This is a genomic window from Telluria sp. LT2P34 (assembly GCF_059685915.1).
Genome location: NZ_JCASIN010000005.1, coordinates 252,372 through 273,583, shown reverse-complemented (window position 1 = coordinate 273,583; position 21,212 = coordinate 252,372). Strand labels below are relative to the sequence as shown.

Below are 21,212 nucleotides of genomic sequence, written 5' to 3'. Positions count from 1 at the left end.
CTCGGGCGTTCTTGAGGACAGGCATGATCGAACTACGACCAGCAAGCTGCGATGATCTCGGCGCCCTGTGGGAAATCCGCACGCGTGCCGTCGCCCACAGCTGCGCCGCCCATTACACCGAGGCCGTGCTGGCTGCCTGGCTCACCGCTCCGGCGCCCGACTCCCTGCGCGAGCTGGTAGCGAACGGTGGCGCAATGGCCGCGCAGGAGGCGGGAAGGCTGCTCGCTTACGCCGTGCTGGACACCGCGACCGGCGAGGTAACCGCCGTGTTTGTCGAGCCCGATGCCCAGGGTCGCGCGATCGGATCGATGCTGCTGGACGCCTTGCAGGACATTGCCAGGCAAGCAGGCATCGAGCGCCTGTTCCTGTCGGCGTCGCTCAATGCCGTGCCCTTCTATGAGCATGCCGGCTTCGTCGCCCTGCGCGAGGAACTTTACCCCCACCGTTCCGGCATCGGCATTCCGTCCGTGTTCATGGAAAAAACCCTGGCCTGAACGCGTCGTCACCGGCCGGCGCATCCATCGCGGCAGGGATCAATCGAATTCGGGTGGCGTCTGGCGCTTCGAGCTGGCGCGGCTCTTGAGCCAGTCGCGCCCGCCCCGCTCGAGGGCGCGCGCGATGGCCGCCGGCGGCAGGCTGTACACCGTGGCCCAGGTTGCGCGGCCGTCCGCGGCATTCGATGGAAAGCTGCTCGTTTCGATCGGCCAGTTGTACTTGCGCTTCAGGGTGCGGACGATGGCGGCCAGGGTGACGCGGCCGCGCAACGGTTCGGTGCCGGTCTGGTCTTCGTTCGACAGCAGCACGGCCAGCACCGCGCCGCGCGCGGTGAGTGGGCCGGGATAGGTAGGAGTTTTGCTGGGCATGCGGCCATTTTATCAGCCCACCACCCCTGCCCGTTCCAGCATTGCATGCAGCAAGACATTACAGCCGGCCTCCAGGTGCGCCGGCTGCGCGTCTTCGATCTCGTTGTGGCTGATGCCATCCTTGCAGGGCACGAAGATCATGCCCGAGGGCGCCACCCGCGCAGTGTAGATCGCGTCATGGCCGGCGCCCGAGACCACGTCCATCGTCGAGTAGCCCAGCTTCTCGGTCGCGGCGCGCACCGCGTTCACGCAGTCGGGATGGAAGGGGCAAGGCGGGTAGTAGGACACGCGTTCGACCTCGATGCCCAGGCCGGACTCGCTGCGCGTCCTGGCGACAAAAGCCAGCATCTCCTCGTGCATCGTATTGAGCAGCTCCTCGCTGACGTTGCGCAGGTCGATGCTGAACTTCACCTCGCCGGGAATGACGTTGCGGCTGTTCGGGAACACCTGCACCATGCCGACCGTGCCGCGCCCGTAAGGCGGGTAGCGGTTCGCAATCGCCACGGTTTCCTGCATGATGCGGGTGGCCACCTGCAACGCGTCGCGGCGCAGGCCCATCGGCGTCGGGCCCGCATGCGCTTCCATGCCGGTGACAATGCAGTCGTACCAGGACAGGCCCATGACGGCCGGCACCACGCCGATCACCTTGTCGGCATCTTCCAGCACCGGACCCTGCTCGATATGGGTTTCGAAGTAGGCCCCGATCGGGTGCTGGCCGGGCTCTTCCTCGCCGAGGTAGCCGATGCGTTCGAGCTCCTCGCGCACCGTCTTGCCGTCCACGTCTTTCGCCGCATACGCGGTCTCGAGGCTGAAGGCGCTGCAGAACACGCCGGAACCCATCATCACCGGAACAAAGCGCGAGCCTTCCTCGTTGGTCCAGAACGCGACTTCGAGCGGCGCCTGGGTGACGATGCCGCGCTCGTTCAGGGTACGCACGACTTCCAGGCCGGCCAGCACGCCGTAGTTGCCGTCGAATTTGCCGCCGGTCGGCTGGGTGTCGATGTGGCTGCCGGTGACGATCGGCGCCAGAGCATTATCGCGCCCCGCGCGGCGCATGAAGACGTTGCCTATCTTGTCGACCGTGATCGACATGCCGGCTTCCCTGGCCCAGCGCACCACCAGGTCGCGCCCTTCGCGGTCGAGGTCGGTCAGGGTGAGGCGCTTGACGCCGCCCTTTTCGGTGGCGCCGATCTGGGCCAGTTCCATCAGGGAGTCCCACAGGCGGTCGCCGTTGATGCGCAGGTTCTCAAGCATGGTTGTTCTTCCGAAGTTGTTGGTTTTTTTTACGCTGTCTGGGTCGCAAACGCCGGACGGTCGATGTGGCGCCCGGCGCCCTCTTCGGCGCGCAGGTCGCCGCGCACGAAGACCAGCTTGCCAGCGGCAACCGTGTGCGTCGGAATGCCGCGCACGGTGCGGCCTTCGAAGACGTTGAAGCCGCCCTTCGCGAATTGGGTCTTGCTGGAAATCGTGCGCGTGCCGTTCGGATCCCAGACGACAAGATCGGCGTCGGCGCCTACGGCGATCACGCCTTTTCTCGGGTACATGTTGAAGATCTGGGCGGCGTTGGTCGAGGTAACGCGCACGAATTCCGATGGGGTCAGGAGACCGGTGTTCACGCCGCCGTCCCAGACCACGGCCATGCGTTCCTCGACGCCGCCGCAGCCGTTCGGGATGCGCGTGAAGTCGTCCTTGCCGGCCGCCTTCTGCTCTGCGCAGAAGGTGCAGTGGTCGGTCGCCGTGGTGTGCAGGTTGCCGCCACGCAGGCCCTGCCACAGCGCCTGCTGGTGGTGCTTGCTGCGAAACGGCGGGCTCATGATGTGGCCGCGCGCAAAATCTTCGTCCTCGCTGGCGTACACGCTGTCGTCGATGACCAGGTGGCCGGCCAGCGCCTCGCCGTACACGCGCTGGCCGCGGGCACGCGCGCGCGCGATGGCGTCCAGCGACTCGGCGCAGGACACGTGGACGATGTAGACCGGGGTGCCCAGCACATTCGCAATCGCGATCGCGCGGTTGGCCGCTTCCGCCTCGACTTCCGGCGGGCGCGACAGCGGATGCGCTTTTGCGCCGGTGATGCCACGGCACAGCAAGTCCTGCTGCAACTGGTAGACCAGTTCGCCGTTCTCGGCGTGCACGGTCGGAATCGCGCCCAGTTCCAGCGCGCGGCTGAAACTTTTGACCAGGGTTTCGTCGTCGGCCATGATCGCGTTTTTATAGGCCATGAAGTGCTTGAAGCTGTTCACGCCATGCTCGCGCACCAGAGTGCCCATCTCGGCATGCACGGAATCGGCCCACCAGGTCACGGCAACGTGGAAGGTGTAGTCGCCGGCCGACTTGCGCGCCCAGCCGCGCCATGTGTGGTAAGCGTCGAGCAGCGACTGCTTCGGGTCGGGAATCACGAAGTCCATGATGGTCGTGGTGCCGCCCGCGAGCCCGGCCGCGGTGCCGGTGAAGAAGTCGTCGGCGGTGACGGTGCCCATGAAGGGCAGCTGCATGTGGGTGTGGGTGTCGATCCCGCCTGGCATCACGTACTGCCCGCCGGCGTCGATGACGAGCGCGCCCAAGGGCGCCTCCAGCTTGTCGCCGACGGCGACGATCTTGTCGCCTTCACAAAGCACGTCGCCGCGGAAGGCGCGGTCGGCGTTCACGATGGTGCCGCCGCGGAGTAGCGTCGTCATGGGTTCTCCAGGAATGTTAGGAATGAGGGGCGGTTCATGCGTTGGGGGCAGGATGCAGCGCCGGCAGCGCCCGCCCCTTCATCATCAGTCCGTACACGAGGCCGGAAATGAGCACGCCGACGAACCAGGCATAGGTGTAGATGGTCTTGAAGGCAGCGCCCACATCCGGGAAGGCAGCCGGGAAGGCCGCGTTCAGGAAGCCGGGGATGTTCGGCGCCACGCCCAGCACGAAGGCGACGATCGCGGCCAGGTTCCAGCCATTGCCGTACGAATAAATGCCGCCATGCCGGTACAGCTGGTCGACATCGAGCGTGGTTTTGCGGATGAAGTAATAGTCGATGATCATGATGCCGGCGATCGGCCCGAGCAGCGCCGAGTAGCCGATCAGCCAGGTGAAGATATAGCCCTGGGTGGTCTCGAGAATTTTCCATGGCATCATTACCAGTGCGATGCCGGCCGTGAGGTAGCCGCCCGCGCGGTAGCTGATGCGTTTCGGCGCGAGCGCCGAAAAATCATAGGCGGGGCCAACCAGGTTGGCCGCCAGGTTGACGCTGACGGTGTCGATCAGGAGCACGATCAGGGCCACCAGCACCGCGATGCCGGTCATGCGGCTGGCAACGTCCACCGGATCCCACAGCGCCTTGCCGTACAAGACCACGGTGGCCGAGGTGACGATCACCGCCAGCGCCGCCAGCAAGGCCATCGGCGCCGGCAGGCCGATGGTCTGGCCGATGACCTGGTCGCGCTGGGTCCTGGCGAAGCGGGTGAAGTCGGGGATGTTGAGGGCCAGCGTGGCCCAGAAACCGACCATTGCGGTGAGCGAGGGCCAGAAGGTGCTCCAGAACTGGCCGGCCTTCTTGCCGCCTTCGACGAATTGCGAAGGCTGGTCGAGCAGCGGGCCGAAGCTGCCGACCTTGTTGTAGACCCAGCCGAGCAGTACGAAGCAGATCGCGATTTTCAGGGGCGCGGTCCAGGTCTCGAGCTTGCGGATCGATTCCATGCCATGCACGATGAAATACAACTGGACCGCCCAGAAGCCGAGGAAACAGAGCAGCTGCCCAAGGTTGATCCCGAGGCCGGTGATCGGTTCCCCGCCAATGGGCTGCCCGGCCATGACGCCCAGCAGCGTGTAGATCATGCTGCCGCCGAACCAGGTCTGGATGCCGTACCAGCCGCAGGCGACGATTGCGCGCATCAGGGCCGGCAGCTTGGCGCCCGAGGTGCCGAAGGAGGAGCGCGCCAGCACCGCATATGGAATGCCGTACTTGGTGCCGGCGTGCCCGATCAGCAGCATCGGCAGCAGCACGATGGCGTTGGCCAGGAATACCGTCCATACCGCCTGCCAGCCCGACATGCCCGATTCGATCAGGCTCGCCGACAGCGTATAGGCCGGGATGCACATCACCATGCCGACCCAGAGCGCGGCGAAATGGTACCAGCGCCAGGTACGCTGGGCAGCGCTGGTGGGCGCCAGGTCGTGGTTCCAGAGTTCGGTGCTGACAGCGCGGTGTTCCGTCACAATGGCCTCTCCAGTCGGGTTGCAAACGCAAACCCAGTGTAACAAACGTCAATACCGACGCGGGTAAATCAGACCGGCAGTTCTGCCCTTGTCGTGGCAATGGCCGTGGCAGCGCCGGCTGCCGGCTCCGCGACGAAACCGGCGGCCGGCACTTCGGCACGGGGATTGCGCGGGTCCTGGGTCCAGTTCATGTAGGGCTTGCCGGTTTGCTGCGGCACCATCGTGATGCAGGCCTCGACCGGGCAGGTAATTTCACACAGGTTGCAGCCGACGCATTCATCCTCGATGATTTCGTAGCGGCGCCCGCTCTTGTCCCCGACCATCTGGGCAACGGCCTGGTGCGAGGTATCTTCGCAGGCGATGAAACACTTGCCGCAGCCGATGCACTTGTCCTGGTCGATGTGGGCGATCGACTGGTAATTCATGTCGAGATATTTCCAGTCGGTCGTGTTCGGCACGGCCTTGCCCGAGAACGCGGCGATGTTCGCGTAGCCCTGGGTATCCATCCAGCGCGACAGTCCGTCCTTCATCTCGTCGACGATGCGGAAACCGTGCAGCATCGCCGCCGTGCATACCTGCACCGAACCGGCGCCCAGCGCGATGAATTCGGCGGCGTCGCGCCAGTTGCCGATGCCGCCGATGCCGGAAATCGGCAGGTTGCGCGTTGCCGGATCGCGTGCGATTTCGGCCACCATGTTCAGGGCGATCGGCTTGACGGCCGAGCCGCAATAGCCGCCGTGGGTGCTGGCGCCGCCGACGACCGGAAACGCGATCATGCGGTCGAGATCGAGGTGGGTGATCGAGTTGATGGTGTTGATCAGGGAAACCGCATCGGCGCCGCCGGCCAGCGCGGCGCGCGCCGGTGCGCGCACGTCGGTGATGTTGGGGGTGAGCTTGACGATGACGGGCAGGCGCGAGTGTTTCTTGCACCAGGCGGTCACCATTTGCACATACTCCGGCACCTGGCCTACCGCCGCGCCCATGCCGCGTTCGGGCATGCCGTGCGGGCAGCCGAAATTGAGCTCGATGCCGTCGGCGCCGGTCGCTTCCACCAGCGGCAGGATGGCGGCCCACAGCGGCTCCTCGCAGGGCAGCATGAGCGAGACGATCATCGCGCGGTCGGGCCAGGCCTTCTTGACGGCGGTGATTTCACGCAAATTGATGTCGAGGCTGCGATCGGTGATCAGCTCGATGTTGTTGAAACCGATGACTTCGCGGTTCTTGCCGTAGTGGGCCGAGTAGCGCGACGAAACATTCACCGCCGGTGGATCTTCGCCCAGCGTCTTCCAGACCACGCCGCCCCAGCCGGCTTCGAAGGCGCGGACGACGTTATAGGCCTTGTCAGTTGGCGGCGCGGAGGCCAGCCAGAACGGATTCGGAGAACTGATGCCGCAGAAATTGATGCTCAGGTCGGCCATGCTGCCCCCGCTAGAAAATCGTTATGGATGGCCAGCGCGGCCAGCTTGCCGTGCTGGACGGCTTGCACCGTCAGGTCCTGGCCGAGCGAGACGCAGTCGCCGCCGGCGTAGATGCCCGGTACCGTCGTGCGGAGCGCGCCGTCGACGGTGATCCGCGCGCCCTCCTGCCACAGGCTTTGCGCGAGTGCATCGTCCGGCGGGGGCGCCTCGATTGCCTGGCCGATGGCCTTGAACACGGCGTCGGCGGCGATGTCGATGATGGCGCCGGTGCGCGCCAGGCGGCCTTCGTCGAGACGGGTTTCCTCGAAGCGCATGCCGAGCACGCGGCCGTCCTCGCCCAGGAGCACCTCCAGCGGCGAAGCCCAGGTGCGGATGCGCACGCCTTCAAGCCTGGCGATCTCGATTTCGTGGCCGGTCGCGCTCATCGCATCGAAACCGCGGCGGTAGACCAGCGTGACCTCGTCGGCGCCGAGGCGCCGGATCTGCACGGCCATGTCGATCGCGGTATTGCCGGCACCGATGACGACCGCGCGCCGCGGCACCGGCAGGTTCGACAAGTCGCTGGCCTGGCGCAGCGCGGCGATATAGTCCGTGGCCGCCATCAGGCCAGGCGCGTCTTCGCCCGTCAGGCCAAGCCGGCGGCTGGCGCCCAGGCCCAGGCCGAGGAAGACTGCGTCGAAGCGTGCGTGCAGGTCGGAGAGCCAGAGGTTTTCCCCGAGCGCCTGGCCATACTGGATGTCGATGCCGCCGATCTCGAGCAGGAAGTCGACCTCCTGCTGGGCGAAATCGCCGGGCAGCTTGTATTTGGCGATGCCGTATTCGTTCAGGCCGCCGGGTTTCGGCCTGGCCTCGAACACGACGACATCGTGCCCGAGCACCGCCAGGCGGTGCGCGCAGGACAGGCCGGCCGGGCCGGCGCCCACCACCGCCACGATCTTGCCGGTGGCAGGGCCGCGCGCGAACGGGTGGCCAGCAAATGTCGCGTTGTCGACCGCGTGGCGCTGCAGCAGGCCGATTTTTACCGGCTCGCGCTCGGCCGGGTTATTCCGTACGCAGGCGTCCTCGCACAGGATCTCGGTGGGGCAGACGCGCGCGCAGCTGCCGCCGAAAATATTCTGGCTGAGGATGCCGATGGCGGCACCGTTGATGTTCTGGTCGTGGATGTTGCGGATGAAGCTGGCCACGTCGATGCCGGTCGGGCAGGCGCGCATGCAGGGGGCGTCGTAACAATAGTGGCAGCGCGCCGACTCGACGGCTGCCTGGCGCATTGTCAAGGGCGGCGCCAGGTCGGTAAATTGGGCCGCAAGCGTGCCGTGCGAATCGGCTGCCGGCGGCAGGTGCTGGAGGGTCTCGATCATGTGCATCCCTGGTTTTTGTTGGAGTGCTGGTGTTCGACTGCTGCGTTACCTGGTGCGGCTGACGGGACGCGTACGTCCGCGTGGGCACAGGTGCCCACCCTACTTCATCTGCGGGAACGCAAACTCCACCCCCGCGCTCGCCGTATTCGGCCAGCGCTGCATCACCGCCTTGTGGCGGGTGTAGAAGCGCACGCCTTCGGGGCCGTAGGCGTGGTGGTCGCCGAACATGCTGCGCTTCCAGCCGCCGAAGCTGTTGAAGGCCATCGGCACCGGCAGCGGCACGTTCACGCCGACCATGCCCACCTGGATCTGGCGCACGAATTCGCGCGCCACGCCGCCGTCGCGCGTGAACACGGCGACGCCGTTGCCGTACTCGTTGGCGTTGATCAGCTCGACCGCGCTGCCGACGTCCGGCAGGCGCACCACGCACAGCACCGGCCCGAAGATCTCTTCCTGGTAGATGCTCATCGAGGGCAGGACGTGGTCGAACAGGGTGCCGCCGACAAAGAAGCCGTTCTCGCGGCCCGCCACGGTATGGCCGCGCCCGTCCACGACCAGCGTGGCGCCCTGCTCCACGCCCTCGCCGATCAGGCGTTCGATGCGTTGGCGCGCCGCCTGGGTCACCACCGGCCCCATTTCCGCGCCTTCGCTCATGCCGTCGGCGATCTTCAGTTTGGCGGTGCGTTCGGCAAGTGCGTTCACCAGCTTGTCGCCGGCGTCGCCGACCGCCACCACCACCGAGATCGCCATGCAGCGCTCGCCGGCCGAGCCGAAGGCGGCGCCGACCAGCGCGTCCACCGCCATGTCCATGTCGGCGTCGGGCATCACCACCATGTGGTTCTTGGCGCCGCCGAGGGCCTGCACCCGTTTGCCGGCGGCGCTGCCGCGGCTGTAGATGTATTCGGCGATCGGCGTCGAGCCGACGAAACTGATGGCCTGCACGGCCCGATGGTCGAGCAGCGCATCGACCGCCGTTTTGTCGCCCTGGACCACGTTGAAGACGCCATCGGGCAGCCCCGCTTCCTGCAACAGGCGCGCATGCAGCAGCGAGGGCGACGGGTCACGCTCGGAGGGTTTGAGCACGAACGTGTTGCCGCAGGCGATTGCGACCGGGAACATCCACATCGGCACCATGACGGGGAAGTTGAATGGCGTGATGCCGGCCACCACGCCCAGCGGCTGGCGCATCGACCAGGCGTCGATACCGCGCGCGATCTGGTCGGTAAATTCGCCCTTGAGCATCTGCGGAATGCCGACCGCGAATTCCACCATCTCGATGCCGCGCGCGACTTCGCCTTGCGCGTCACTGAAGGTCTTGCCGTGCTCGCGCGTGATGAGCGCGGCGAAGTCGTCGGCATGCTGCTGGCACAGGTGCAGGTACTTGAACAGGATGCGCGCGCGCGCCAGCGGCGGCGTCGCCGACCAGGCCGGGAAGGCGGCGCCGGCGGCCGCGACGGCGGCGTTCACGTCGTCAAGGCTGGCCAGCGCCACACGCGCGCAAGGCTCGCCCAGCGCCGGGTTGAAGACCTCGGCATGGCGCTCGCTGGCCTTGCCGACGAGTTGGCCGCCGATGAAGTGGCCGATGGTGTCTAGTGGATTCATGCTGTGTCTCTTCAGTCGAGGTTTTTCAGGACGCCGGCGAGCTTGCCGAACAAGTCGTCGATGTGCTGTTTTTCGAGAACGAGGGGCGGCGACAGCGCGATGATGTCGCCTGTGGTGCGGATCAGGATGCCCTCGGCGAAGGCCTTCTTGAACGCCTGGAAGGCGCGCGCGCCGGGCTTGCCTGGAATCGGCTCGAGTTCGATCCCGGCGACCAGGCCGATGGTGCGCAGGTCGATCACGTGCGGGAGGCCCTTGAGCGAGTGCACCGCGTCTTCCCAGTAGGGCTGGATGGCCCTGGCGTGCTCCAGGATCTGCTGGTCCTGGAATACCTCGAGAGTAGCGAGCGCGGCAGCGCAGGCGACCGGGTGGCCGGAATAGGTGTAACCGTGGAACAGTTCGATGCCGGCCGGCGCTTCCATGAAGGCGTCGTGGATGAAGCGCTTGGAAAACACCGCGCCCATCGGAATCACGCCGTTGGTCAGGCCCTTGGCGGTCGTCATCATGTCCGGCTCGACGTCGAAATAGTCGGCGGCGAATGGCGTCGTCAGGCGCCCGAAGCCGGTGATCACTTCGTCGAAGATGAGCAGGATGCCATGCTTGGTGCAGAGTTCGCGCAGGCGCTTCAGGTAGCCTTTCGGCGGCACCAGCACGCCGGTGGAACCGGAGACGGGCTCGATGATCACGGCGGCAATGGTGGAAGCGTCGTGCAGGCTGACGAGGCGTTCGAGTTCGTCGGCCAGTTCGGCGCCGAAGTCCGGCTCGCCGCGCGAGAACGCGTTTTTCAGCAGGTTGTGGGTGTGCGGCAGGTGATCCACGCCCGGCAGCAGTGGTCCGAAATGCTTGCGGTTGGGGCCGATGCCGCCGACCGACAGCCCGCCAAAGCCGACGCCATGGTAACCGCGCTCGCGTCCGATCAGGCGGGTGCGCCCGCCCTCGCCGCGCGCCTTGTGGTAGGCCAGCGCGATCTTCAGGGCGGTATCGACGGCCTCGGAGCCGGAATTGGTATAGAACACGTGGCCGAATTTGTGGCCGGTGTAGTCCATCAGTTTCTCGGCCAGGTCGAAGGCGGCCGGATGGCCCATCTGGAAGGTCGGTGCGAAGTCGAGCTGGCCGACCATTTCGCGCACCGCGCTGACGATCTTCGGTTGCGCATGCCCGCAGGGCACGCACCAGAGGCCGGCGGTGCCGTCGAGGATGGAATTGCCGTCGACGTCCTTGTAGTACATGCCTTCGGCCGAGACCAGCAGGCGCGGATTGGCCTTGAAGTCGCGGTTGTTCGTGAAAGGCATCCAGAAGGCGGACATCGATTCGGGTCTGGACTCGTTCATGCACTCTCTCCCTTGTTTGCGAAACAATTCTGGCAATGTGCGCGTCTGCGCCGCGAATGTAAAGCAGTCAAGCGCCAGCCGTGTGCGACGCGTTGCAAAAATGCAATTGCTCAACGCCGATCCGGTAATATAAACGCACGCCGTGATGCCGTCATATCATTTTGCGTATATGCCCATTCGCCGGCGATAACAGGACAATGCTAAAGCACTGGACGAACGTCCAGTACAAGAATGGCGACACCTTTGATCTAACGCAAACTCAGCCATGCGGGGTAGACGACCCTGCTCTGACCGGAGAACGACATGCCCGAACCACTGCCGCCCGTCCTGCACACTGAACGCCTGATTCTGCGTCCATTGGCGGACGGCGATGGCCCTGCCCTGTTCGCGATTTTTTCCGATCCCGAGGTCGTACGCTACTGGTCGCGCAGCGCCTGGACCGAGATGTCGCAGGCCGAGGAAATGCTGGCAGCCGCCGCCGCCGGCTATGCCGATGCCAGCGGACTGCGTTACGGTATCGTGGCAAAGGCCAGCGGCGAGCTCGTCGGCGTTGCGAGCCTGTTCGCCTTCGACCGCAGCAACCGCCGCTGCGACCTCGGCTATGTACTCGGCAGCAGGCACTGGGGCCAGGGTTATGCGACCGAAGCGCTCGGGCCGGTGCTCGATCATGCTTTCGGTGCGCTGGGCATGAACCGGATCGAGGCCGACATCGACCCGCGCAATGCCGGATCGCGCCAGGTGCTGGAAAAGCTCGCGTTCCGGCGCGAAGGTTTCATGCCCGAACGCTGGATCGTGCACGGCGAAACGGCGGACACCGAGTTCTACGGCCTGCTCAAGCGTTACTGGGAGGACCGCACGGCTTCCGTTCGTCGCCCGGCGCTACCGGTGAGCCCATGAAACGCGCGCTTCGTCGCAGCAGGCGCGCGCCGGCTGCCCAACAGGGCTAAAGTGACTCCATCGACTCACCACCCCCGAGGAGCACACGCATGAAAACCACGACTTTCCAGACCTTTGCCGCCGAACTCGAAAATGCCGCCCAGGCTTGCATGCACACCCTGCGCGGCGGCCTGCGCACCTTCTCGGCGCTGCCATGGCCGGCCCTGCTGCTTGCCGCCGTCATCGTGGCCTGCGCGATCACCGTCATCCCGCTGGCCCTGACGCTGTTCGCCATTTTCCTTGCCATCAAGTACGCGCTGCTGGCGATTAACAAAGACAAGACCACCCCGCTCGGAGACTGAACGTGCAGGCAAGCCAGATCAACCGGACCATCGACTTCATGCGTGAAGCCTTCAAGGAAGCCGCCAAGCTCGGCTGGGCCTTCTTCGACTGGCTTGCCGTCGTCGAGTGGCGCCAGCTGGCCATTACCTGGCTGCTGGTGTTCGTCTTCTTCGCGATCGTGAATACGCCCGAGCCGGCATTCTGGTACATCCTGGTGTCGTTCGGGATCAAGGTAGCTGCCGGCGGCAAGCGCCGCGCCGAGCTGGTGGCGCGCGACGCCACCCTGAAGGCCGACGTCGCCAACCTCGAGCGGCGCCTGACCGAAGCGCAAATGGCCGCGCTGCAGGCGCAGGTCGAGCCGCACTTCCTGTTCAACACGCTGGCCCTGATCGGCCGCCTGATCGAAACCGACCCGCCTGAAGCGGCCAGGGTGCATACCCACCTGATCGCCTACCTGAGGTCGACCCTGCCGCAGATGCGCTCGAGCGGCGGCGCCACGCTCGGCAAGCAGCTCGAACTGTCGCGCGCCTATCTCGCCATCATGCAGGCGCGGATGAAAGAACGGCTCCAGGTGCGCTTCGAAGTGCCGGACTTCCTCGGCAGCTCGCCCTTCCCGCCGATGATGCTGCAGACCCTGATCGAAAACGCCATCAAGCACGGACTGGAACCGAAGATCGAAGGCGGCACCATCACGGTCAGGGCCCGTGTCGACGGCGCCACGCTGATCGTCGACGTCTGCGACGACGGCGCCGGCATCGACCTGCATGCAGACGAAGGCGTCGGCCTGGCCAACATCCGCGAGCGCCTGCAACTGCTGTATGGCGCCCGGGCGGAGCTGGTGATCGAAGCGCCACCCGGCGGCGGCGCCTGCGCGTCGGTGCGCATTCCTTACCAGATGATGGAGGGTGCGTGATGCCAGTTACCGCCTTGATCGCCGACGACGAAGAGGCGATGCGCGAGCAGCTACGCGCCCGCCTGGCCGAAGTCTGGCCTGCGCTGGAGGTGGTGGCGATGGCCTCGAACGGCATCGAGGCAGTGGAACTGGCCGCGCGCTACAAGCCGCAGATCGCCTTCCTCGACATCCGCATGCCCGGCATGGGCGGCATCGAGGCCGCGCGCCAGCTCTACAACCGCTGCCACATCGTGTTCGCCACCGCTTACGACCAGTACGCAGTCGACGCCTTCGAGGGCGGCGCCATCGACTACCTGCTCAAACCCGTCACCGCGGAACGCCTGGCCACCACCTGCGAGCGCCTGCGCGCACGGCTACCGCAGGCGCCCCAGGACATCGGCGCCCAGCTCGCGCAACTGGGCAGCCTGCTGCAGCAAGGCACTCCGCCGAAGCCCAACTACCTGCGCTGGATCCAGGCCCAGGTCGGCGGCAGCCTGCGCATGGTGAGCACGCGCGAAATCCTGTTTTTCCAGTCCGACGAAAAATACACGCGCGTGCAAACCGCCACGGCGGAACTCCTGATCCGCAAGACGCTCAAGGAACTGGCCGACGAGCTCGACCCCGATGAATTCTGGCGCATCCACCGCTCGACCCTGGTGCGGGTGGACGCCATCGCCGAAGTCGCGCGCGACATTCGGGGACGCCAGATGCTCAAGGTGCGCAATTATCCCGGCGAACTCGAGGTGAGCCGCAACCACTCTCACCTGTTCCAGCAGATGTAATCGGAAGCCAGACAAAAAAGCGCTGCCACGATTCAACGTGGACAGCGCTTTTTCATTTTTACGGCAACGATTACGTGTTCAGGTTCGCCCCGCCAAACGCATTCGGCAGCTGGCCAGCCGCCGTGGTTTCGTGGATATCGCCCTGCAGGTTGGTTAAGATCACCGGCAGCTCGTTGCCGCCGAGTTCCAGGACGACCTGGCGGCAGGCGCCGCAGGGAGCGATCGGGCCGTCGGTCTGGCCGATCACGGCCAGTGCGGTAAAGTCGCCCGGCTTGTAGCCGGCGGCAATCGCCGAGAAGAAGGCGGTGCGTTCGGCGCAGTTGGTCAGGCCGTAAGAGGCGTTTTCGACGTTACAGCCGCGGAAGATGCGGCCGTCCTTGCACTCGAGGGCGGCGCCGACCTGGAATTTCGAATACGGCGTGTAGGCCAGTTCTCGCGCGGCGCGCGCCTCATCGATCAGTTTTTCGTAGCTCATACTCTTCACTCCGGGCGGATGGTGCGGTGGATCATTGGCTGGGCTGCCGGCTTTGCCAGGCCGACATGGTAGGCCGCCTGCACCTGGCGCACGGCCTGCTCGGCTGCCTCCAGCGTGCGCGCATGGACCATCGCCAGCGGCTGGCCGGCTTCGATCCGGTCGCCCAGTTCCACCAGGCCGGTCAGGCCGACGGCGAAGTCGATCGCATCCTGCGGACGCACGCGGCCACCGCCCAGCGCGACGACGGCCAGGCCGAGGCCACGGGTGTCGACCTTGCCCACGAAGCCTTCCTGCACGCTTGGCACGGGCACGATGACGGGCGCGGTCTCCAGGTAGGCGTCCGGCTTGTCCATCAGGCCGGCCGGGCCGCCCAGTGCCGCCACCATGCGCGCGAAGCGCTCGGCGGCTTCACCGGAATCGAGGGCGGCTTGCAGCTTGACGCGTGCTTCGGCGTCGTTCGCAGCCAGGCCGGAGATGACGAGCATCTCGGCGCACAGCGCCATCGTCACTTCGTGCAAACGTGCCGGGCGCGATTTACCCGTTAAATAGTCGATGGCGACGCGCACTTCGACGGCGTTGCCGGCCGCATGGCAGAGCGACTCGTCCATGCCGGTCAGGATGGCCGAGGTACGGGTGCCGGCGCCTGTTCCCACGCTGACGATGCTCTCGGCCAGTTCGACCGATTTCTCGTAGCTCGGCATGAAGGCGCCGCTGCCCACTTTCACGTCCATCACCAGCGCGTCCAGGCCGGCCGACAGCTTCTTCGACAAGATCGAGCCGGTGATCATCGCCACCGATTCGACGGTCGCGGTGGTGTCACGGATGCTGTAGAAACGTTTGTCGGCCGGCGCCAGCTGCGCGGTCTGGCCGATGATGGCGACGCCGACGTCCTTGACGATGCGGCGGAACAGTTCCGGATCGGGCACGGTGCTGTAGCCCGGGATCGAATCGAACTTGTCGAGCGTACCGCCGGTGTGGCCCAGGCCGCGGCCCGAGATCATCGGCACGAAGCCGCCGCAGGCGGCGATCATCGGCCCGAGCATCAGGGAGACGACGTCGCCGACGCCGCCGGTCGAATGCTTGTCTACCACGGGCCCCGGCAGGTCCAGCGATGTCCATTCCAGCACCTGGCCGGAGTCGCGCATCGCCAGCGTAAAGGCGACGCGCTCGTCCATGTTCATGTCCTTGAAATAGACGGCCATCGCAAAGGCCGCGATCTGGCCTTCGGTGACTTCACCGCCGGGAATGCCGCGGACGAAAAACTGGATTTCCTCGGCGCTCAGGACGCCGCCATCGCGCTTTTTGCGGATGATTTCTTGGGGGAGGAACATGATGTTCGCCTCTCTTTTTGATCAGTGTTGAGCGCGACCATATCGATCTCGCTGAAAAACGACGTAGGGTGGGCAGCTCTGCTGCCCACGCGGTGATAGTTATCGGCTCCGATATCGTGATCGAACCGCCATATGCCAACTATCGACGCGTGAGCGGGAGACCCGCCCACCCTACCGGTCACTTGCCGAACGTGACCGCCTTATTTACTTAATCAGACGCCGTATGGGATCCATACGTTTTTCACCTGGCTGGCATGCTGCAGCACCACTCGGCCACACGCCTGCTTGGCATCGAACCAGTCGCGGCCCTTGCCGCCGCCGACCCAGGTACGCTTCAGGGTCTCGCTCGACAGGCGCTCGACTTCGGCGCAGCCCTCAAGCGAACCGTCGTGGCGCCACAGCGCATCGACGTCGCCGTGGGTAGCCAGGGTACGCGCCAGCTCGTCGGCCGAACCGGTGACGATATTCAGTGCGCCGCCCGGCAGGTCGGAGGTATCGAGCACCTGGTACAGGTCGAGCGCGGCCAGCGGATGGGCTTCGGACGGCACCGCGACGACGCGGTTGCCCAGCGCCAGCGCCGGCGCCACCAGCGAAATGAAGCCCAGCAGCGGGTTCTCGTTCGGGCAGATGACGCCGATCACGCCGACCGGCTCGTTCAGGGCGACGGTGATGCCGTGCATCGGCGGCTGGTGGGCCTGGCCGTCGTATTTGTCGGCCCAGGCGGCCCAGTAGAACAGGCGCTCGATCGATGCCGCCACTTCGCGTTGCGGATCGCGCACGCCGGTCATACTGGCCAGGCGCGCGGCGAATTCCTCGGCGCGGATCGCCAGGTTTTCGGCGATGTAGTACAGCACCTGGGCGCGGTTGTGGGCAGTGGCTTTCGACCAGCCGGCCGCTTTATGGGCCGCTTCCACGGCGTTGCGGATGTCCTTGCGGTTGCCTTCGCCGATATCGGCCAGGAAGGCGCCATCCGCGCCCTTGATCGCGCGGCTGTAGGCGCCGTCGGGGCGGGCCTGCTTGCCGCCGATGTAGAGCTTGGCGGTGCGGTCGACGGCGAACGGGTTGCCGCTCGAGGCCTGGCGCACTTCCGTCAGGGCCGAGCCGCTCGCGGCCAGCATTGGCGCGGCCGGGCGTGCATCTTCCGACAGCGGCGTCAGGTATTCGTACATGCCTTCCTTGCCGCCTTCGCGTCCGAAGCCCGATTCCTTGTAGCCGCCGAACCCGCAGGCCGCGTCGAACTGGTTGGCGGTGTTGATCCACACCACGCCGGCCTTGATCTGCGGCGCCACGTCCAGCGCCAGCGAGATCGATTCCGACCACACGCAGGCGGCCAGGCCGTAGACGGTGTTGTTCGCCAGCTGCACCGCTTCGCCCGGGGTGCGGAAGCTCATCGCGACCAGCACCGGGCCGAAGATTTCGGTCTGGGCCACCGCAGCCGAGGTGGAGGCGCCGGTGATCAGGGTCGGCAGGTACCACGAGCCAGCCAGCGGTGCTTCGCAGGCCGGCTGCCAGATTTCGCAACCCTCTGCACGGGCGGCTTCCACCAGGCCATGGATGCGCTGCTGCTGCACCGGATCGACCAGCGCGCCGATGTCGTTCGATTTGTCCAGCGGCGAGCCGACGCGCAGGTTCTGCATGCGGGTTTTGACCTTGGCGATGAAGCGGTCGTAGACCGATTCCTGCACCAGCAGGCGCGAGCCGGCGCAGCAGACCTGGCCCTGGTTGAACCAGATCGAATCGACCAGGCCTTCGACAGCCGCATCGAGGTCGGCATCGTCGAACACGATGAAGGGCGATTTGCCGCCCAGTTCCAGCGAAAGCTTCTTGCCGCTGCCGGCGGTGCTCTTGCGGATCAGGCGGCCGACTTCGGTCGAGCCGGTGAACGCGATCTTGTCGATGCCCGGATGGTTGACGATGGCTTCGCCGACGCGGCCGTCGCCGGTGACGATGTTGACCACGCCCGCCGGCACACCGGCCTGCTGGCAGATCTCGGCGAACAGCAGCGCGGTCAGCGAGGTGTACTCGGCCGGCTTGAAGACGATGGTGTTACCGGCGGCCAGCGCCGGCGCTATTTTCCATGCCAGCATCAGCACCGGGAAGTTCCAGGGAACGATCTGGCCCACCACGCCCACGGCGCGGTAGTCGGCGAATTCTTCCGATTGCAGCTGGGCCCAGCCGGCGTGGTGATAAAAATGGCGCGCGGACAGGGGCAGGTCGGCGTCGCGGGTTTCGCGAATGGTCTTGCCGTTGTCCAGCGTTTCCAGCACGGCGAACAGGCGTGCGTGGCGCTGCAGCAGGCGCGCGATCGCGTACATGACTTTCGCGCGGCCGTGGCCGCCCATCGCGACCCAGCCCGGCTGCGCGCGGCGGGCGGCAGCGACGGCACGCTCGACGTCGTCGTTCGAAGCCTGGGCGACCTGGGCCAGTTCCGTGCCGTCGGCCGGGTTGTTGGTGGCGAAGGTCTCGCCGCCATCGACCCATTCGTTGTCGATGAAGAGGCCGAAGCGGCGTCCATGCTGGTCCAGCCACGCCTGTGCTTCTTTGGTGCTTTCAGGTGCGGGGCCGTAGTCCATAGTTTGCAAAATCTCGTTAATAGTTGGCATGACGAATCCGTTCGGTATTTAAGGTTGCGCGTGGCGATGTGCGGCCGAATAGGCGCCGGTCACGTAGTGCTCGAGCTGGCGCTCGATGTCGGTCATCAGGCTCGAGGCGCCGATGCGGAACAGGTGCGGCTGCAGCCAGTCGTTGCCCAGCTCTTCCTTCATGACGGTCAGGTACTGCAGCGCCGACTTCGCGGTCGACACGCCGCCGGCCGGCTTGTAGCCGACCTGGAAGCCGGTCTGCTCGTAGTATTCGCGGATCGCACGCACCATCACCAGCGATACCGGAATCGTGGCATTCACGCCTTCCTTGCCGGTCGAGGTCTTGATGAAGTCGGCGCCGGCCATCATGCAGACCCACGAGGCTTTGGCCACGTTGTCGAGCGTGACCAGGTCGCCTGTGGCGAGGATGGCTTTCACGTGGGCCTCGCCGCAGGCGTTGCGGTAGGCGACCATCTCGTCGTACAGTGCCTGCCAGTTGCCCATCAGGACGTGCTGGCGCGTGATGACGATGTCGATCTCGGTGGCGCCGGCGGCGACGCTCAACTCGATTTCGCGGATCTTGGTCTCGAAACTCGACAGGCCCGCCGGGAAGGCGGTCGACACGGCGGCGATCGGCAAGCGGCCCTGCAGTACCTTGACGGCCGGACCGATCATTTCGTGATACACGCAGACGGCGCCGGTGGTAAGCGATTCGATGCCGAGTGCCTGCATCAGGTCGGCGCGCAGCGGGCGCATCGCCTTCATGCACAGGCGCTCGACGCGGCCCGGGGTATCGTCGCCGCCGAGGGTGGTCAGGTCCATGCACTGCACGGCGCGGATCAGCCAGGCGGCCTGGTATTCCTTTTTCACCGTGCGGCGGTTCGCCAGGCTGGCGGCGCGGCGGTCGGCCGCATTGCGGTTGACCTTGATACTGTTCACCCAGCCGAGGTCGAGGCCGACGGCGGTGTTACGTTTGAAGTCCAGGTTCTGGGTCATAGCAGTGCGGTTCCGTTGGAAAGGGGTTTGACGCCGAGGTGCTTGGCAAGCGTGGCGCCGATGCTGGAAAAAGTGTCCGCGATCGGCAGCGCTTGCGGTTTGACGTTCGGGCCGAAGAAGATCATCGGGATGTGTTCGCGCGTGTGGTCCGAGCCCGGCGCGGTCGGGTCGCAGCCATGGTCGGCGGTGATGACGCACAGGTCGCCGTCTTTCAGTTTCGCGATGAATTCGGGCAGGCGCGCGTCGAGTTCGTGCAGCGCGTTCGAATAACCGGCGACGTCGCGGCGGTGGCCGAAGTGCATGTCGAAGTCAACAAAATTCACGAAACTGAGCGATTTTTCGGGCGCTTCATCAGCCACTTCCAGCAGGCGGTCGAACAGCGCCATGTTGTCGACGCCCTTGATCAGGCGGGTCACGCCTTGCGCGGCGAAGATGTCGCTGATTTTGCCGAGCGCGATCACTTCGCCGCCCTCGTTCTTGACGTGGTCGAGCAGCGTCGGCGCGGTCGGCGGCACGGCATAGTCGTGGCGGTTCGAGGTGCGCTTGTACTTGCCGTTCTCGCCCAGGAAAGGACGCGCGATCACGCGGCCGATGTTGTAGGGCTTGACCAGTTCGTAGGCCGCTTCGCAGACTTCGTACAAGCGCTCCAGGCCGAAGTGCTCTTCGTGCGCGGCGATCTGCAGCACCGAGTCGGCCGAGGTGTAGAGGATCGGCTTGCCGCTCGCGACGTGCTCGTCGCCAAGCTCGTCGATGATGGTGGTGCCCGAGGCATGGCAGTTGCCGAGCCAGCCGGGAACGCCGGTCAGCTCCTGCAGTTTATCGGTCAGCTCTTGCGGGAACGAGGGCACCGTCTTCGGAAAATAACCCCAGTCGAACAGCACCGGCACGCCGGCGATTTCCCAGTGGCCGCTCTGCGTGTCCTTGCCGGTCGACTGTTCGCGCGCCGCGCCCCAGGCGCCGGTAAAGCCGTCGCGCAGGGTGAAGCCGGCGGCCCATTCGCCGCTGGCCTTGTGGGCGGCAGCGGCCAGCCCCAGGCGCTCGAGGTTGGGCAGCGACATCGGCTTGCCCTCTTTCGCGGCCCATGCGGCGATGTGGCCGAAAGTGTTGGCGCCCGTGTCGCCGTATTGCTCGGCATCGGGCAGCGCGCCCAGGCCGAAGGAGTCAAGCAGGAGGATGAATGCGCGTGACATGGAGGTCCTCGATTATTGCGCTGCGGTGCGTGGGATGGCACCCAGGCGCTCGGTGAACGAGTGGATCAGGGTGACCAGGTCCTTGGCGGCAACCGCCGCGTACTTCAGGGTCTGCTCGTGCGACAGCGCGAACGGCGACAGGCCTTCGGCCAGGTTGGTGATCGCGGAAATACCCACCACTTTCAGGCCGCAGTGGCGCGCCGAGATCACTTCCGGCACCACCGACATGCCGACGACATCGGCGCCGAGCGCGCGGAAGGCGCGGATTTCCGCAGGGGTCTCGAAGTTCGGACCCGGCGCGGCCAGATACACGCCTTCGGCGACGGTGATGCCTTTATCCGCGGCGGTCGCCTTCACCAGGTCGCGCAGTTCGGCGTCATACGCATTGGCCATGCTGAAGAAACGCGGGCCGAAGCGCTCGTCGTTCGGGCCGGCCATCGGGCTGCCCGGCAGCATGTTGATGTGGTCATTCAGGACGACGACGCTGCCGGCGTCGACTTCGGCGCGCAGCGAACCGGCGGCGTTGGTCACCAGCAGCATCTCGCAGCCGAGCAGCTTGAAGGTGCGCACGGCGGAGGTCATCACGTTGGCGCCATAGCCTTCATAGAAGTGGCCACGGCCCTTCATGCACACGACCGGCACGCCAGCCAAGGTACCGAGCACCAGCTCGCCCGCGTGGCCGTGCACGGTGCTGATCGGGAAACCGGGCAGTTCGCTGTAGCTGATCGAGACCGCATCCGTCATCTGTTCGGCCAATACGCCAAGCCCGGAACCGAGGATCATCGCCACACGCGGCGCGAAGCCAGGTTTACGGGCGCGGATGAGGTCGGCGGCTTCGAATGGGGTATTGCTGGACATGGGGTTTCCTTCTGTTGAATCTGAACGATGAATGATGGGTGACGAGGCAGGCGTGCGGAGGGAGCACCAAATAATCTGATGACTACGATTCTTATAACTATGCATTATCCCGGATATGTATGGCA

At 65.7% G+C, this 21,212-nt stretch carries 19 protein-coding genes; 5 read left to right on the top strand and 14 right to left on the bottom strand.

Going from position 1 to position 21,212, the window contains the following annotated elements; all coding sequences use genetic code 11:
• The first annotated feature begins 23 nt into the window (after window positions 1-23).
• A complete protein-coding gene (locus tag AC56KZ_RS15620; protein ID WP_497163097.1) occupies window positions 24-494 on the top strand; it encodes a GNAT family N-acetyltransferase in 471 nt (156 codons plus the stop codon).
• Between the two features lie 39 nt (window positions 495-533).
• On the opposite strand, the gene AC56KZ_RS15615 is transcribed toward AC56KZ_RS15620, so the two are convergent.
• From AC56KZ_RS15615 to aptA, 8 genes are all read right to left on the bottom strand, one after another.
• Window positions 534-863, bottom strand: a complete 330-nt coding sequence (locus AC56KZ_RS15615) for a hypothetical protein (protein ID WP_497163096.1) — start codon at window positions 861-863, stop codon at window positions 534-536.
• Window positions 864-875: 12 nt separating this feature from the next.
• A complete protein-coding gene (locus AC56KZ_RS15610; protein ID WP_497163095.1) occupies window positions 876-2,117 on the bottom strand; it encodes a Zn-dependent hydrolase in 1,242 nt (413 codons plus the stop codon).
• 29 nt (window positions 2,118-2,146) lie between these two features.
• On the bottom strand, window positions 2,147-3,538 hold the full coding sequence (gene hydA, locus AC56KZ_RS15605) for a dihydropyrimidinase (protein ID WP_497163094.1): 1,392 nt from the start codon (window positions 3,536-3,538) through the stop codon (window positions 2,147-2,149).
• A 34-nt stretch (window positions 3,539-3,572) separates the two neighbouring features.
• Entirely contained in the window at window positions 3,573-5,057 is a 1,485-nt protein-coding gene (locus AC56KZ_RS15600) for an NCS1 family nucleobase:cation symporter-1 (RefSeq protein ID WP_497163093.1), read from the bottom strand.
• Between the two features lie 68 nt (window positions 5,058-5,125).
• Window positions 5,126-6,475, bottom strand: a complete 1,350-nt coding sequence (gene preA / locus AC56KZ_RS15595) for an NAD-dependent dihydropyrimidine dehydrogenase subunit PreA (RefSeq protein ID WP_497163092.1) — start codon at window positions 6,473-6,475, stop codon at window positions 5,126-5,128.
• The gene (locus AC56KZ_RS15590; RefSeq protein WP_497163091.1) at window positions 6,463-7,833 is read right to left on the bottom strand and encodes an NAD(P)-dependent oxidoreductase; all 1,371 of its coding nucleotides are present in this window, start codon (window positions 7,831-7,833) and stop codon (window positions 6,463-6,465) included. Before AC56KZ_RS15590 ends, preA begins: the two co-directional genes overlap by 13 nt.
• Before the next feature lie 99 nt (window positions 7,834-7,932).
• Window positions 7,933-9,435, bottom strand: coding sequence for a CoA-acylating methylmalonate-semialdehyde dehydrogenase (locus AC56KZ_RS15585; RefSeq protein ID WP_497163090.1), 1,503 nt, complete (start codon window positions 9,433-9,435; stop codon window positions 7,933-7,935).
• An 11-nt stretch (window positions 9,436-9,446) separates the two neighbouring features.
• A complete protein-coding gene (gene aptA, locus AC56KZ_RS15580; RefSeq protein WP_497163089.1) occupies window positions 9,447-10,763 on the bottom strand; it encodes an omega-aminotransferase AptA in 1,317 nt (438 codons plus the stop codon).
• A gap of 303 nt (window positions 10,764-11,066) precedes the next feature.
• On the opposite strand from aptA, the gene AC56KZ_RS15575 reads away from it, so the two are divergent.
• The 4 genes from AC56KZ_RS15575 (at window position 11,067) to AC56KZ_RS15560 (ending at window position 13,655) form a co-directional block, all read left to right on the top strand.
• Window positions 11,067-11,660, top strand: a complete 594-nt coding sequence (locus AC56KZ_RS15575) for a GNAT family N-acetyltransferase (RefSeq protein ID WP_497163088.1) — start codon at window positions 11,067-11,069, stop codon at window positions 11,658-11,660.
• 89 nt (window positions 11,661-11,749) lie between these two features.
• Entirely contained in the window at window positions 11,750-12,001 is a 252-nt protein-coding gene (locus tag AC56KZ_RS15570) for a hypothetical protein (protein ID WP_497163087.1), read from the top strand.
• A gap of 2 nt (window positions 12,002-12,003) precedes the next feature.
• On the top strand, window positions 12,004-12,894 hold the full coding sequence (locus AC56KZ_RS15565) for a sensor histidine kinase (RefSeq protein WP_497163086.1): 891 nt from the start codon (window positions 12,004-12,006) through the stop codon (window positions 12,892-12,894).
• Window positions 12,894-13,655, top strand: a complete 762-nt coding sequence (locus tag AC56KZ_RS15560) for a LytR/AlgR family response regulator transcription factor (protein WP_497163145.1) — start codon at window positions 12,894-12,896, stop codon at window positions 13,653-13,655. Before AC56KZ_RS15565 ends, AC56KZ_RS15560 begins: the two co-directional genes overlap by 1 nt.
• 70 nt (window positions 13,656-13,725) lie before the next feature.
• Here AC56KZ_RS15560 and AC56KZ_RS15555 read toward each other — a convergent pair whose 3' ends face one another.
• The 6 genes from AC56KZ_RS15555 to xapA form a co-directional block, all read right to left on the bottom strand.
• Window positions 13,726-14,130, bottom strand: coding sequence for a cytidine deaminase (locus AC56KZ_RS15555; RefSeq protein ID WP_497163085.1), 405 nt, complete (start codon window positions 14,128-14,130; stop codon window positions 13,726-13,728).
• Window positions 14,131-14,135: 5 nt separating this feature from the next.
• Window positions 14,136-15,461 (bottom strand): thymidine phosphorylase, encoded by a 1,326-nt coding sequence (gene deoA, locus AC56KZ_RS15550; RefSeq protein WP_497163084.1) that lies wholly within the window; start codon window positions 15,459-15,461, stop codon window positions 14,136-14,138.
• 212 nt (window positions 15,462-15,673) lie between these two features.
• Complete coding sequence (locus AC56KZ_RS15545) at window positions 15,674-18,064, bottom strand: aldehyde dehydrogenase family protein (RefSeq protein WP_497163083.1); 2,391 nt, start codon at window positions 18,062-18,064, stop codon at window positions 15,674-15,676.
• A gap of 18 nt (window positions 18,065-18,082) precedes the next feature.
• Window positions 18,083-19,039, bottom strand: a complete 957-nt coding sequence (gene deoC, locus AC56KZ_RS15540) for a deoxyribose-phosphate aldolase (protein ID WP_497163082.1) — start codon at window positions 19,037-19,039, stop codon at window positions 18,083-18,085.
• Window positions 19,036-20,229: a phosphopentomutase gene (locus AC56KZ_RS15535; protein WP_497163081.1), complete on the bottom strand. Its 1,194-nt coding sequence runs from the start codon at window positions 20,227-20,229 to the stop codon at window positions 19,036-19,038. The genes deoC and AC56KZ_RS15535 overlap by 4 nt, the downstream gene beginning before the upstream one ends.
• A 12-nt stretch (window positions 20,230-20,241) precedes the next feature.
• Window positions 20,242-21,087: a xanthosine phosphorylase gene (xapA, locus tag AC56KZ_RS15530; protein WP_497163080.1), complete on the bottom strand. Its 846-nt coding sequence runs from the start codon at window positions 21,085-21,087 to the stop codon at window positions 20,242-20,244.
• Window positions 21,088-21,212: the final 125 nt, after the last annotated feature.

Excerpts from the sequence above, each read along its gene's own strand:
- AC56KZ_RS15585 (WP_497163090.1), bottom strand. The coding sequence starts at position 9,435 with ATGAATCCACTAGACACCATCGGCCACTTCATCGGCGGCCAACTCGTC.
- hydA (WP_497163094.1), bottom strand. The coding sequence starts at position 3,538 with ATGACGACGCTACTCCGCGGCGGCACCATCGTGAACGCCGACCGCGCC.
- AC56KZ_RS15545 (WP_497163083.1), bottom strand. The coding sequence starts at position 18,064 with ATGCCAACTATTAACGAGATTTTGCAAACTATGGACTACGGCCCCGCA.
- xapA (WP_497163080.1), bottom strand. The coding sequence starts at position 21,087 with ATGTCCAGCAATACCCCATTCGAAGCCGCCGACCTCATCCGCGCCCGT.
- AC56KZ_RS15570 (WP_497163087.1), top strand. The coding sequence starts at position 11,750 with ATGAAAACCACGACTTTCCAGACCTTTGCCGCCGAACTCGAAAATGCC.
- deoA (WP_497163084.1), bottom strand. The coding sequence starts at position 15,461 with ATGTTCCTCCCCCAAGAAATCATCCGCAAAAAGCGCGATGGCGGCGTC.
- AC56KZ_RS15620 (WP_497163097.1), top strand. The coding sequence starts at position 24 with ATGATCGAACTACGACCAGCAAGCTGCGATGATCTCGGCGCCCTGTGG.
- aptA (WP_497163089.1), bottom strand. The coding sequence starts at position 10,763 with ATGAACGAGTCCAGACCCGAATCGATGTCCGCCTTCTGGATGCCTTTC.
- preA (WP_497163092.1), bottom strand. The coding sequence starts at position 6,475 with ATGGCCGACCTGAGCATCAATTTCTGCGGCATCAGTTCTCCGAATCCG.
- AC56KZ_RS15555 (WP_497163085.1), bottom strand. The coding sequence starts at position 14,130 with ATGAGCTACGAAAAACTGATCGATGAGGCGCGCGCCGCGCGAGAACTG.
- AC56KZ_RS15610 (WP_497163095.1), bottom strand. The coding sequence starts at position 2,117 with ATGCTTGAGAACCTGCGCATCAACGGCGACCGCCTGTGGGACTCCCTG.
- AC56KZ_RS15590 (WP_497163091.1), bottom strand. The coding sequence starts at position 7,833 with ATGATCGAGACCCTCCAGCACCTGCCGCCGGCAGCCGATTCGCACGGC.
- AC56KZ_RS15535 (WP_497163081.1), bottom strand. The coding sequence starts at position 20,229 with ATGTCACGCGCATTCATCCTCCTGCTTGACTCCTTCGGCCTGGGCGCG.
- AC56KZ_RS15575 (WP_497163088.1), top strand. The coding sequence starts at position 11,067 with ATGCCCGAACCACTGCCGCCCGTCCTGCACACTGAACGCCTGATTCTG.
- deoC (WP_497163082.1), bottom strand. The coding sequence starts at position 19,039 with ATGACCCAGAACCTGGACTTCAAACGTAACACCGCCGTCGGCCTCGAC.
- AC56KZ_RS15560 (WP_497163145.1), top strand. The coding sequence starts at position 12,894 with ATGCCAGTTACCGCCTTGATCGCCGACGACGAAGAGGCGATGCGCGAG.
- AC56KZ_RS15615 (WP_497163096.1), bottom strand. The coding sequence starts at position 863 with ATGCCCAGCAAAACTCCTACCTATCCCGGCCCACTCACCGCGCGCGGC.